At 56.5% G+C, this 12501-nt stretch carries 11 protein-coding genes; 9 read left to right on the top strand and 2 right to left on the bottom strand.

Annotated elements, in window-relative coordinates; translation table 11 throughout:
• Positions 1-4: 4 nt before the first annotated feature.
• On the bottom strand, positions 5-766 hold the full coding sequence (locus VOI14_RS06085) for an SDR family NAD(P)-dependent oxidoreductase (RefSeq protein WP_323751143.1): 762 nt from the start codon (positions 764-766) through the stop codon (positions 5-7).
• Positions 767-1086: 320 nt separating this feature from the next.
• Here VOI14_RS06085 and VOI14_RS06090 point away from each other — a divergent pair, with 320 nt between their 5' ends.
• The 8 genes from VOI14_RS06090 (at position 1087) to VOI14_RS06125 (ending at position 10551) form a co-directional block, all read left to right on the top strand.
• Positions 1087-1539, top strand: a complete 453-nt coding sequence (locus tag VOI14_RS06090; protein WP_323751144.1) for a MerR family DNA-binding transcriptional regulator — start codon at positions 1087-1089, stop codon at positions 1537-1539.
• A 37-nt stretch (positions 1540-1576) separates the two neighbouring features.
• Positions 1577-2743, top strand: coding sequence for an isovaleryl-CoA dehydrogenase (locus VOI14_RS06095; protein ID WP_323751145.1), 1167 nt, complete (start codon positions 1577-1579; stop codon positions 2741-2743).
• 170 nt (positions 2744-2913) lie between these two features.
• Positions 2914-4521 carry a carboxyl transferase domain-containing protein gene (locus VOI14_RS06100; protein WP_323751146.1) on the top strand — a complete coding sequence of 536 codons (1608 nt, stop codon included), beginning with the start codon at positions 2914-2916 and terminating at the stop codon, positions 4519-4521.
• A gap of 12 nt (positions 4522-4533) precedes the next feature.
• A complete protein-coding gene (locus VOI14_RS06105; RefSeq protein WP_323751147.1) occupies positions 4534-5340 on the top strand; it encodes an enoyl-CoA hydratase/isomerase family protein in 807 nt (268 codons plus the stop codon).
• Positions 5340-7328 carry an acetyl/propionyl/methylcrotonyl-CoA carboxylase subunit alpha gene (locus tag VOI14_RS06110; protein WP_323751148.1) on the top strand — a complete coding sequence of 663 codons (1989 nt, stop codon included), beginning with the start codon at positions 5340-5342 and terminating at the stop codon, positions 7326-7328. The genes VOI14_RS06105 and VOI14_RS06110 overlap by 1 nt, the downstream gene beginning before the upstream one ends.
• Complete coding sequence (locus VOI14_RS06115; RefSeq protein WP_323751149.1) at positions 7328-8236, top strand: hydroxymethylglutaryl-CoA lyase; 909 nt, start codon at positions 7328-7330, stop codon at positions 8234-8236. Before VOI14_RS06110 ends, VOI14_RS06115 begins: the two co-directional genes overlap by 1 nt.
• A complete protein-coding gene (locus VOI14_RS06120) occupies positions 8233-8811 on the top strand; it encodes a peroxidase-related enzyme (protein WP_323751150.1) in 579 nt (192 codons plus the stop codon). The genes VOI14_RS06115 and VOI14_RS06120 overlap by 4 nt, the downstream gene beginning before the upstream one ends.
• A 57-nt stretch (positions 8812-8868) precedes the next feature.
• Positions 8869-10551 (top strand): AMP-binding protein, encoded by a 1683-nt coding sequence (locus tag VOI14_RS06125; protein WP_323751286.1) that lies wholly within the window; start codon positions 8869-8871, stop codon positions 10549-10551.
• 58 nt (positions 10552-10609) lie between these two features.
• On the opposite strand, the gene VOI14_RS06130 is transcribed toward VOI14_RS06125, so the two are convergent.
• Entirely contained in the window at positions 10610-11518 is a 909-nt protein-coding gene (locus tag VOI14_RS06130; protein WP_323751151.1) for a bestrophin family protein, read from the bottom strand.
• Between the two features lie 167 nt (positions 11519-11685).
• Between VOI14_RS06130 and VOI14_RS06135 the strand changes: the two genes are divergently transcribed.
• On the top strand, positions 11686-12399 hold the full coding sequence (locus VOI14_RS06135; protein ID WP_323751152.1) for an SGNH/GDSL hydrolase family protein: 714 nt from the start codon (positions 11686-11688) through the stop codon (positions 12397-12399).
• The last annotated feature ends 102 nt before the right edge of the window (positions 12400-12501 follow it).

The raw sequence follows: 12501 nt of genomic DNA on the forward strand, positions 1-12501 counted from the left end.
TGTTTTAGCGTGGCGCCATACGCAAAGCGCAGTCCAACCGAACAACTTCGCCATTCAGTATAGGGTTGCGCACCATCTGGTCGACCATCATGCCGAACTCTTCCGGTTTGCCCAGACGCTTCGGGAACGGCAGGGTCGCAGCTAGGCTGTCCTGAACTTCTTGCGGCATGCCCGCCAGCATCGGAGTCATGAACAAGCCCGGCGCGATGGTGTTTACTCGAACACCTTCCCGAGCCAATTCACGAGCAGATTGAAGCGTCAACGCCACCACACCACCTTTGGAGGCACTGTAACCCGCTTGTCCAATCTGACCTTCATAGGCAGCGACAGATGCAGTGTTGATGATCACTCCCCGCTCGCCATCGTCGTTAGGCTCGCGCTGCGCCATGTCGGCCGCAGCCAGTCGAAGAATATTAAACGTGCCTATCAGGTTCACCTGGATTACCCGGCTAAAGTTTTCCAGCGGCATAACGCCGTCCCGGCCCAGAATCTTTTCTGCTGGCCCAATCCCGGCACAATTGATCGCTACGCCACACAGGCCATGAGCTTCTCGGGCTGCGGTGACTGCAGCGTCTGCGCTGTCGGCGGAGGAAACGTCGCAGTTCAGAAAGATGCCACCGATCTCGGCAGCGACTTTTTCACCCTGCTCTTTATTCACATCCAGAATGGCAACTTTGCAACCAGCCGCGGCCAGCGCACGAGCAGCGCCTTCACCCAGTCCTGATGCGCCGCCGGTAACGATGGCCGGAACGTCTTTGAATTCCATAACGTACTTTCCTGTAATTAGTCACGTTGCGCCAAATACTTTAATAGCACCTGACACACCTTTAGTTTACGTTAACGTAAACATTAACCCGAATCCAACGCCGGAAACAACTCCCGATTTAGTCCACACGCCAGACAACCCGTAAGTTACCTTGCCCGCCTCCCCACAAAGGTCAACGCTGTCACCCCGCTCGACTCATCAAAGCGCGTACAATCGTTACCAGACAAGGGCTATCAGCCTAAATTCGATTTCGGCCCAACATCACACTTTACGTTTACGTAAACTTCATCTAACCTTAGAAAAAACTTACTGGAATGGTCATGAACGACAAACGAACCTTCAGCATCAGCGAGCTTTCACAAGAGTTCGACATCACAACCCGGAGCATCCGCTTCTATGAAGACCAAGGCCTGCTGAAGCCTTCGCGGCGCGGCCAGACCCGTATTTTCAGCACCAAAGACCGGGTCCGTTTGAAACTGATCCTGCGCGGCAAACGAATGGGGTTTTCTCTAGGCCAGACCAAAGAGCTGTTTGACCTCTGGGACGAAACCCTGACCGGCAACGAGAAGCAGCTGCTGAAGATGCTGGAAATCCTGGCCGACCGACGAGCACATTTTGAACAACAAAAAGCCGACCTCGCTATGGCCGAAATGGAAATGGATAACGCCGAAGCAAGATGCCGAGAAGCGCTTGCAGAGGTTCAAAAAAGGAAAGAAGCCCACGATCAGGGCACACAAAAACATGAGGATGCTGCCGCCGAAAGTGGCAGATGACCCAAACACCATATCAAAACAAAAAAGGTAGCCGACCATGAAGTCACAATACTCAGAGCTGAATTTCGGCCTTGGTGAAACCCTCGACATGCTGCGAGAGCAGATCAACAGTTTCGCTGCTGCCGAAATCGCCCCCCGAGCGGAAGAAATCGATCGCAACAACGAATTCCCCATGGACCTGTGGCGGAAAATGGGCGATATGGGCTTGCTGGGTATTACCGTCAAAGAAGAATACGGCGGATCCGACATGGGCTACCTGGCGCACGTCATCGCGATGGAAGAAATCAGCCGAGCATCGGCCTCGGTCGGTTTGTCCTACGGCGCCCACTCCAACCTGTGTGTGAACCAGATCCACCGCAACGGCACCGAAGAACAAAAACAGAAATACCTGCCCAAACTCGTCAGCGGTGAACACATCGGCGCCCTAGCCATGTCCGAGCCCAACGCCGGCTCCGATGTTATTTCCATGAAACTCCACGCCCGCGACGAAGGCGACCACTACGTCCTCAACGGCAACAAAATGTGGATTACCAACGGGCCGGACGCAAACACCTACGTTATCTACGCCAAAACTGACCCGAAAGGCGGCTCTAAAGGCGTCACTGCCTTTATCGTCGAACGCGACTACCCCGGCTTCAGTCGCCACCAGAAGCTCGACAAACTCGGCATGCGCGGCTCCAACACCTGCGAACTGGTGTTCCAGGACTGCAAAGTGCCAAAAGAAAACATCCTTGGTGGCTTGGGTAACGGCGCAAAAGTACTGATGAGCGGCCTCGACTACGAGCGTCTGGTCCTGTCCGGAGGCCCGCTGGGCATCATGCAAGCCGCTATGGACGTAACCGTGCCTTACATCCGCGAGCGCACACAGTTCGGCCAAGCCATCGGCGAATTCGAACTCGTACAAGGCAAGGTCGCCGATATGTACACCTGGATGAACAGCGCAAAATCCTACGTCTACATGGTTGCCATGTCCGCGGACCGCGGCGAAACCACCCGCAAAGACGCCGCCGGCGCTATCCTCTACTCCGCCGAAATGGCCACCAAACTCGCGTTGGATTCCATCCAGCTCCTAGGCGGTAACGGCTACATCAACGAATACCCCACAGGCCGACTGCTTCGCGACGCCAAGCTGTACGAAATCGGTGCGGGTACGTCTGAAATCCGGCGCATGCTGATTGGCAGAGAGCTGTTCCTGAACAAGTAAAACGCAGCAATTCCAGCTCCCAATGTATGACCAGGGTCTGCTGAGCTTCCCTTCCGGAAATTTCGAAGGCCATGGATGGCCGGAGAGAAGCGCACATAAATGTGCTCGTAGCGGCTTCCGGAAGGGAAGCCCAGCAGACCCGCGCCCCAAACCTGAGGGATTGAGAAGCCATGACTGTGCTCCAAAACAAAATAAATCCAAGATCGGACGAATTCCTGGCCAACCAAGAGGCCATGCAACAAGCCGTCGCCGACCTCCGGGAAAAAGCCGAAAAAATCCATCAAGGCGGTGGCCCCTCCTACCAAAAGCGCCACACCGACCGCGGTAAACTCCTGCCCCGTGAGCGCATCAACCGCTTGCTGGATGACGGCTCACCGTTCCTCGAAGTCGGTCAGTTTGCCGCCTATAACGTCTACGACGAAGAAGTTCCCGCTGCGGGTGTCGTCGCAGGCATTGGCCGCGTATCCGGCACCGAATGCATGATCATCGCCAACGACGCCACCGTTAAAGGCGGCAGCTACTACCCGCTGACGGTCAAAAAACATTTGCGGGCGCAGGAAATCGCCATGGCTAACCGCCTGCCCTGCATCTATCTGGTGGATTCCGGCGGCGCCAACCTCCCGAGGCAGGACGAAGTCTTCCCCGACCGCGACCACTTTGGCCGCATTTTCTACAATCAGGCCAGAATGTCCGCCGACGCCATCCCTCAGATCGCCGTCGTCATGGGTCTGTGCACCGCCGGGGGCGCCTACGTGCCAGCCATGGCAGACGAATCCATCATCGTTCGCAACCAGGGCACCATTTTCCTGGCCGGCCCACCGCTGGTTAAAGCCGCCACCGGTGAAGTCGTCAGCGCGGAAGACCTTGGTGGCGCCGACGTTCACTGCAAAATCTCTGGGGTTGCCGACCACTACGCCGAAAACGACGCCCACGCTCTTGATATCGCCCGCCGCTGCGTTGCCAACCTGAACCAACGCAAACCCGTGCCGGTGGAAGTGCAAAAACCCAAAGCACCGCTCTTCGACCAGAACGAAATCTACGGCATCGTCGGCACCGACCTGCGCAAACAGTTTGATGTGCGAGACGTCATCTCCCGCATCGTCGACGGCTCCGAGTTTGATGAGTTCAAACGCTACTACGGCTCTACCCTCGTCACTGGCTTTGCCCACATTCACGGCTACCCGGTGGGTATCATCGCCAACAACGGAATCCTGTTCAGCGAATCCGCCCAGAAAGGCGCGCACTTCATAGAACTCTGCTGCCAGCGCAACATACCTTTGCTGTTCCTGCAGAACATTACCGGCTTCATGGTCGGACAGAAACACGAAGCCGAAGGCATTGCCAAACACGGCGCCAAAATGGTGATGGCCGTGGCCTGTGCCAACGTACCCAAAATCACGGTATTGATTGGCGGCAGCTACGGCGCCGGCAACTACGGCATGTGTGGCCGCGCCTACAGCCCGGACTTTCTATGGATGTGGCCCAACGCCCGCATCTCCGTGATGGGCGGTGAACAGGCCGCTGGCGTATTGGCCCAGGTTCGCCGTGAAGGCCTGGAGCGCAAAGGCCAGAGCTGGAGCGCAGAAGAAGAAGCCAAATTTAAAAAGCCGATCACCGAAACCTACGAGCACCAGGGCCACCCCTACTACGCCAGTGCACGGCTGTGGGATGACGGCGTGATTGACCCCGCCCAAACCCGCGAAGTGGTCGCGTTAAGCCTGTCTGCCACCCTCAACCGACCCGCCAAGCCAACGCGCTTTGGCGTGTTCCGCATGTAAAGGAGCGCCGACATGTCACAACAACACTCAGCGGTTCTGATGCACCAGCGGGATAACGGTCTCTCCGAAATCGTGCTTAACAGACCGGACAAACGCAACGCGTTCGACGACGTCGTGATTCAGCAGCTCATTCAGGCTTTTGAATACGTCGACCGGGACCCAGAAATCCAAGTCGTGGTCTTGCGCTCCGAAGGCAAACACTTCTCGGCGGGCGCGGATCTCGGCTGGATGCGCCGTATGGCCGAGAATACTCGTCAGGAAAATCTGGACGACTCTCGGGAACTGGCCCGACTGATGAGCACGCTCAACCACCTGTCCAAGCCGGTGATCGGTCTGGTTCAGGGCGCAGCCTTCGGCGGCGCGGTAGGCCTGGCGGCCTGTTGCGATATCGTGCTGGCAACCCAGTCTGCCAGTTTCTGCCTCAGCGAAGTCAAACTAGGGCTGATCCCCGCCGTCATTAGCCCGTACGTTGTTCGCGCCATAGGTGAGCGGCAGGCCCGGCGCTACTTTCTGTCAGCCGAGGTATTCAACGCGAATGAGGCCCAGCAATTCGGGCTGGTGCATATCGTTTGCGACGACGAACAGGCTCTGCAGAGTCGATGCAATGAACTGCTTCAACAACTGGCCAATAACGGTCCCGAGGCTATGAAAGCCGCCAAAGATCTGATTTTTGCCGTTAGCCACAAGCCCATCAGCATAGAGGTGATCGACGACACCGCACAGCGCATCGCCGACATTCGCGTGGGCACAGAAGGTCAGGAGGGGCTCAGTGCATTCCTGAACAAACGAAAGGCCAGTTGGATTCCGGAGACACAATAATGTTTAACAAGATCCTGATTGCCAACCGGGGCGAAATCGCCTGCCGGATTATCCAGACCGCCCACCGTATGGGCATCCGCTGCGTCGCGGTCTATTCTGAGGCCGACGCTAATGCCCGGCATGTCGCCTTGGCAGACGAAGCCTTTCTTATCGGCCCCGCAGCCAGCTCAGAGAGCTACCTGAAAGCCGACAAAATCATCGAAGTCGCGAAGCAAAGCGGCGCCCAGGCAGTCCATCCAGGCTACGGATTCCTGTCAGAGAACACCGATTTCGCAGAAGCCTGCGAGGCCAACGGCATTGCTTTCATTGGGCCGCCCTCGTCGGCCATTGCCGCCATGGGCTCCAAGTCAGCCGCCAAGGCGATCATGGATAAAGCCGGGGTGCCGCTGGTGCCGGGCTATCACGGCAGCGACCAGACACCGGAATTGCTGAGAGAAGAAGCGGAGAAGTGCGGCTTCCCCTTGCTGCTTAAAGCCGTTGCCGGTGGTGGCGGCAAAGGGATGCGGGTGGTAGAACAGATGTCCGAATTCAACGACGCGCTGGCCGCCGCCCAACGCGAGGCCAAGAACGCCTTCGGCAACCCGGACATGCTGATCGAGCGCTACCTGACCCAACCCCGACACGTCGAAATTCAGGTGTTCTGCGACCAGCACGGTAACGGCATCTATCTAGCCGAGCGCGACTGCTCCGTGCAGCGCCGACACCAGAAGGTGCTCGAAGAAGCCCCGGCACCGGGACTGAGCGAAGACACCCGTAAAGCCATGGGCGACGCTGCTGTGCGTGCCGCCCAAGCCATCAACTACGTGGGTGCCGGCACCGTCGAGTTTCTGTACGACGTAGACGGCTCCTTCTTTTTCATGGAAATGAACACACGCCTGCAGGTGGAACACCCGGTCACAGAGATGGTCACCGGGCAGGATTTGGTGGAATGGCAGCTGAAAGTAGCCTGGGGTGATCCTCTGCCCTTGGTTCAGAAGCAAGTCAAAACCCGTGGCCACGCCATCGAGGCGCGAATCTATGCCGAAGACCCGGACCAGGACTTCCTGCCGGCTACCGGCACCCTTCGTTACCTGCGCACCCCAGCCGAATCCGCTCACATTCGGGTCGATACCGGGGTGACCGAAGGCGATGAAATCAGTATTCATTACGACCCAATGATCGCCAAACTGATTGTCTGGGACGAAACCCGCGAGCAGGCCGTAAACCGCATGGTGCAGGCGCTCGAGCATTACCGTATTGCTGGTTTGAAAACCAACATCCGGTTCCTGCACGCCACGGTGGACAGTCAGCCGTTCCGCCAAGAGGATCTGACCACCAACTTCATTGCCACTCACGAATCGTTGTTGTTTCCGAAGCCCAAGCTGGATCTGGATAAAGCCCTAGTGCTGGCAGCCGGTTTCATTCTGGAACACCGGAAATCCGTCGAGCCGATCACCGCTGACCGATGGTCGCCCTTTGGCCGCAAAAACAGCTGGCGTATGAATTCGGAATTCGCCCAACCCCTGTCCCTGAAGGTGGGTGATGACATCCGTGAGCTGAAAATTCTGGAGCGGGATGACCGCTATCAAGTGCTAGCAGGTGGCAGCGTTTATCACCTGAACGCCCGTCTGGATGAGGACTATCTGCAAGCGGTACTCAACGGCCACCGATTGAGCGTCCACGGCAACCTGCACAACAACGAACTGGTGCTGTTTTACGAAGGCGACACCTTCAAATGTTCCGTGTATCAAGAGTCCTACGGCCTGGAAGATGTTGCGGGTGAAGGTAGCCTGGCCGCCCCCATGAACGGTGCTATCGTCGCCGTGCAAGCCAAAGTGGGAGACAAGGTAAGCGCGGGTCAAAGCCTGGTGATCATGGAAGCCATGAAAATGGAACACGCCATCAAGGCTCCGGCCGACGGTGTGGTGAGCGAAATCTTCTACGCGGAAGGTGATCAGGTGGCCGAGGGTGCGGAATTGATCGCCATCGACACCGAGGAGTCAGAGTAATGGCCTTCCCAAAACAGGTTCGGCTGGTGGAAATGAGCCCTCGGGACGGTCTTCAAAACGAGCCCGGCGCAGTGATTGCCACCACCATCAAAACCGGCTTGATTGACCGTTTGGCGGATTGCGGTCTAAGCCACATCGAAGCCGCCAGCTTTGTGTCACCGAAATGGGTGCCGCAAATGGGCGATGCGGCTGAGGTTATGGCCGGCCTCACCCGCAAAGCCGGCGTTCGTTACTCGGCTCTCACCCCGAATCTGAAAGGGTTCGAAGGGGCCCTGGCGGCAAAGGCTGATGAGGTTGCGGTTTTTGGCGCGGCCTCAGAGGCTTTTACGCAAAAAAACATCAACTGCAGCATTACTGAAAGCCTGGAACGATTTGCACCTGTCGTTGAAGAAGCCCGTAAACACGGCATTCCCGTGCGGGGCTATGTGTCTACAGTTATAGGTTGCCCTTACGAAGGTGACATTGCCCCTGAAAAGGTCGCCACAGTGGCCAAGGCGCTGTACGACATGGGCTGCCACGAGATTTCTCTGGGCGACACCATCGGCGTGGGTACGCCACAGAAAGCCAAGCGAATGCTGGAAGCGGTAGCCACCCATGTGCCGATGAATAAACTGGCTGCACACTTCCACGACACTTACGGTCAGGCGCTGGCCAATCTGTATGCCGTACTCGAAGAAGGTGTCAGCGTGATCGATGCCTCGGTAGCGGGGCTGGGTGGCTGCCCCTACGCCAAAGGCGCTTCTGGCAACGTGGCCACTGAAGACGTGCTATACCTGCTGAATGGTTTGGGTATCGCCACAGGCGTCGATCTTGAAAAACTGGTTGCCACCGGCGACTGGATAAGCCAGCAACTGAACCGTCCTAACGGCTCGAAAGTCGGTCAGGCATTAGGAGGACACTGCCAATGAACCAAAATAACAACGTTGTTGCCCTGGACCTGCCGATCCCCGAGATCAGCGATCTACCCGAAGACACCAAGAAGTACTTCCAAATCTGCCAGGAAAAGTTGGGCATGATTCCCAACGTACTGACCGCATACAGTCAGAATTTGCCACAACTGGAAGGGTTTACCCGCCTGTACAACGAGCTGATGCTGGGCGAAGGCGAACTCTCCAAGCTCGAGCGGGAAATGGTCGCGGTTGTGGTCTCTTCCGAAAACAAATGCTTTTACTGTTTGGTTGCCCATGGCGCCGCAGTGCGCGTACTCAGCGGTGACCCGGCACTCGGCGAGCACCTGGTGATGAACTACCGAAGCGCCAAACTGGATCAGCGACAGCGTGCGATGCTGGATTTCGCCGCCCACCTCACCCGCTCACCGGCCACAGTCACTGAAAAGGAAACCCAAGCTTTACGCGATGCCGGATTCAATGATCGTGCCATTTGGGATCTGAGCAATCTGGTGGGTTTCTACAATATGTCCAACCGTGTTGCGATCGCCAGCGATATGCAGCCCAATCCTGAGTATCACAGCCAGAGCCGCTAGCAAGTACGTGATTTGCCAGCCCTCGAATACAAAAATAATGGAGGCAGTGAGATGAGCATGACTCTTCCAAGTTACACCAGCGGCGTTGCCGATAAGCCCCTACTGGGCATGACCATCGGTGACATGCTGGACAGGACCGCCCAACAGTACCCAAACAACGAAGCCTTGGTGTGCCTGCATCAAAACATTCGCTGGACCTATCAGGAATTTGTCGAAAAGGTGAACGAAGCAGCCCGCGCGTTCCTTGCCATGGGCGTAAAAAAAGGCGATCGGGTTGGTATCTGGTCACCCAACCGCTACGAATGGACGGTCACCCAATTCGCCACTGCCAAAGTGGGTGCGATTCTGGTCAACATCAACCCGTCTTACGGCGTACACGAGCTCCAGTTCGCGCTCAATCTGGCCGGTATCAGCGTGCTGGTGACTGCCGACAGTTTCAAAGCATCCAACTACCGGGAGATGCTCTATCAACTGGCCCCGGAGCTGAAGCAAAGCGAGCCCGGCAAGCTCCAAGCCAAAGATGTGCCGGACCTGCGTGCGGTGATCAACGTGCACGGCGAAAAACACGAAGGCATGTGGACCTGGCCGGAGTTCCTCGGCTTTGCCGACAACGTGTCTTCAGCTGATCTGGAGACACGCCAAAACGAACTGCAGTTCGATGATCCGATCAATATCCAGTTCACCTCCGGCACCACCGGCAACCCCAAAGGCGCCACCCTCACCCACCACAACATTTTGAATAACGGCTACTTTGTGGGTGAAAGCCAGCGCTTAACCGAGAAAGACCGACTGGTCATTCCGGTGCCGTTGTACCACTGCTTCGGCATGGTCATGGGCAACCTTGGTTGTGTCACCCACGGCAGTGCCATGATTTACCCAGGCGAGGGTTTTGAACCTAAAACCGTGTTGCAAGCCGTGCATCAGGAGAAGGCTACCGCGCTCTATGGCGTGCCCACCATGTTCATCGCCGAGCTGGCCGAGCCGGACTTCGATAGCTACGACCTTTCCTCGCTGCGAACCGGCATTATGGCGGGCTCCATTTGTCCTGCCGAGGTGATGAAGAAGGTCAACGGCAAGATGAACATGAAGGAAGTTCAGATCGCTTATGGCATGACGGAAACCAGTCCGGTGTCCACCCAGACCAGCTCACAGGACCCTTTCGAGAAGCAGGTCACGACGGTGGGCCGCACCCAACCCCACCTGGAAACCAAAATTGTCGACCCGGGCAACGGCAACACAGTGCCGCGGGGCGAAATTGGCGAATTGTGTACTCGTGGCTACAGCGTGATGCTGAAGTATTGGAACAACGACGAGAAAACCAGCGAAGCCATTGATGAATCCGGCTGGATGCATACCGGCGATCTGGCCACCATGGACAATGAAGGTTACGTCCAGATTGTTGGCCGCATCAAGGACATGGTGATTCGGGGCGGCGAAAACATTTACCCGAAGGAAATCGAAGAGTTCTTCTACACGCACCCCGCCATCGAAGAAGTCCAGGTCACCGGTATTCCCGATGAAAAATACGGCGAAGAACTGATTGCCTGGGTCAAGTTCCGGCCAGACGCCGAACCGGTCGGCCCGGACGACCTGCAGGCTTTCTGTCAGGGGAAAATCGCGCACTTCAAAATTCCCCGGAACTACAAGTTTGTGGATGAATTCCCCATGACCGTGACGGGGAAAATCCAGAAGTTCAAAATGCGGGAAGTGTCTATTGAAGAATTAGGGCTGAAAAAATAGGTCCGTCGCAACCTTGGCAGAAACCAATGACCTCAGGGAATTCCCTGAGGTCATTGTCTTATTGCAGCTGGAAATCTTTCGGCTGTAACGGCTCAGGGGCGTGTTCACCCAGAGCCTCCGCAATACTGATCTCGTGAATCCGACAGATGGCATCCAGTGGCAAATCATTCGTGTGGCGGCCGAACGGAAACTCCAATTGCTCAGATAACCGGTCCAACCCAAAAAAGGTATAGGCCACAATTGCCGTAAATACCGGCGTGAACCAGCCAGCAACACCGACTAAACCAAACGGCAGCATGTAGCAGTACAGATAGGCGGTTCGATGCGCTAACAAGGTGTAGGCGAACGGCAGAGGCGTGTGGGCGATACGTTCGGAGGCCGCCTGAATACCGGCCAAACCATGCAAGTGTTTGTCTATGGCAGCAGCAGCGATAGAGTCCAGATCTCCGGCTTTGTGTGCTTCTGCGACCACCTCTCCTGCTTGCTGTAACATAAACGCTGCGGGATTCCTCGTGCGCACGGTGGCATCGACCAGCTCCTTCGATAACGAAGCTGGCAGCTCCGGCCGCACGTCTTCGCCCCGCAATTGGCCTCTCAGCAGATGAGTATGCGCCAGGCATCTCATCAGCAGTTCTCTGCGCCGCTCCGAGTTCAGATAGATGCCGCCGGTCCTTGCCAGGCTTCGGATTTCAAAGACCATATGGCCCCACTGCTTTCGGGCTTCCCACCAGCGGTCATAGGTGGCCGTGTTCCGCACACTCAAAAAAATCGACAGCGCTATGCCCATAATGGTGAATGGCAACAGGCTGTATTCCACAATGCCATCCAGATAATGTTGGCGGGATACCCAAGTAACCGCTGTCGCAAACAAACCGGTCAGCAGCATGTGAGGAAGGATATGGGGAACCACCGACCCCTTCCATGCCAGCATCAGCCTGAGGGCACCGGGGCGATCACGTACAATCATGAAACTGGTCTCCAGATAAAAGCCGGGGCGAAATCAATCAGGGCGGAATTACACCACATCGCCGAGGACAGCCGCAAAGCCTTTCACTGAAGCCGCGGCAGCCGATATCCCCCTCTTCAAACCATTCGCGCTATCATAAACCTTTTCATCCTTTACAAGGACGCCCTATGCACGCCCCTTTCTGGCTGACCACGGCCTTGCTGTTTCCCATACTGTTATATCAAGGCAAACGTGCCCGTCGAGTCACACCCAGATTACCTGAGGCTGGTGGTGAGACGAGCGGTCAGTACGGAGAGGGAGCTCCGAAGTTTCGTCTACAGGTCATTGGTGAATCCACGGCTGCCGGCGTTGGGGTGTATGCCCACAGTGACGGCCTTGCCAGTCAGCTGGCCCTAAGGCTCCATGAGCGCACCGGCAAAACCATTGGGTGGCAAACCTTTGGAGTGAATGGCATTCGCCTGGGCGACCTGCTTCAAACGCTGGCGTCAGAGAAGCTGTCACACGCAGATGCGGTATTGCTGTGTATGGGTGTTAACGACACCACCGGCTTTACCTCCCGAGCCCGGTTCCGGCAACACTTGAAAACGTTGCGCAGTGCGATCTTACCGCTATCCAGGGCCCCGATAACCCTGCTCAGTGTCCCACCCATGGAAAAGTTCACAGCCCTGCCCTCACCGCTTAGGCATATCATGGGCTGGAGAGCACGACAGCTGGACCGGATCTACCGTGACCTTGCCTTGCAAGCCCCGGCCGACTTCCGCTATTTCAATTACCCCATCGCCGAAGACCCATCCTTGCTCGCCAACGATGGCTATCATCCCAGCCAACGCGGTTATCAGTTCATCGCAAAGGCTCTTGCTGAGAGGGACTGGGGGCTTTAACCAGCGCCTTTTTATCCCAACGCTAATGGCGTTGGCCTTTGGTCGATAATGCGCTTTCCTAAATGCTTGGTAAGATGAGCAAGTACAAAAATAACAAAGGAG

It is taken from the genome of Marinobacter sp. (genome assembly GCF_034669625.1).
Taxonomy (GTDB): Bacteria; Pseudomonadota; Gammaproteobacteria; order Pseudomonadales; family Oleiphilaceae; genus Marinobacter.

What these genes read in the sequence shown, in the direction of transcription:
- VOI14_RS06085 (WP_323751143.1), bottom strand. Translation starts at nt 766, where the DNA reads ATGGAATTCAAAGACGTTCCGGCCATCGTTACCGGCGGCGCATCAGGA.
- VOI14_RS06090 (WP_323751144.1), top strand. Translation starts at nt 1,087, where the DNA reads ATGAACGACAAACGAACCTTCAGCATCAGCGAGCTTTCACAAGAGTTC.
- VOI14_RS06095 (WP_323751145.1), top strand. Translation starts at nt 1,577, where the DNA reads ATGAAGTCACAATACTCAGAGCTGAATTTCGGCCTTGGTGAAACCCTC.
- VOI14_RS06100 (WP_323751146.1), top strand. Translation starts at nt 2,914, where the DNA reads ATGACTGTGCTCCAAAACAAAATAAATCCAAGATCGGACGAATTCCTG.
- VOI14_RS06105 (WP_323751147.1), top strand. Translation starts at nt 4,534, where the DNA reads ATGTCACAACAACACTCAGCGGTTCTGATGCACCAGCGGGATAACGGT.
- VOI14_RS06110 (WP_323751148.1), top strand. Translation starts at nt 5,340, where the DNA reads ATGTTTAACAAGATCCTGATTGCCAACCGGGGCGAAATCGCCTGCCGG.
- VOI14_RS06115 (WP_323751149.1), top strand. Translation starts at nt 7,328, where the DNA reads ATGGCCTTCCCAAAACAGGTTCGGCTGGTGGAAATGAGCCCTCGGGAC.
- VOI14_RS06120 (WP_323751150.1), top strand. Translation starts at nt 8,233, where the DNA reads ATGAACCAAAATAACAACGTTGTTGCCCTGGACCTGCCGATCCCCGAG.
- VOI14_RS06125 (WP_323751286.1), top strand. Translation starts at nt 8,869, where the DNA reads ATGACTCTTCCAAGTTACACCAGCGGCGTTGCCGATAAGCCCCTACTG.
- VOI14_RS06130 (WP_323751151.1), bottom strand. Translation starts at nt 11,518, where the DNA reads ATGATTGTACGTGATCGCCCCGGTGCCCTCAGGCTGATGCTGGCATGG.
- VOI14_RS06135 (WP_323751152.1), top strand. Translation starts at nt 11,686, where the DNA reads ATGCACGCCCCTTTCTGGCTGACCACGGCCTTGCTGTTTCCCATACTG.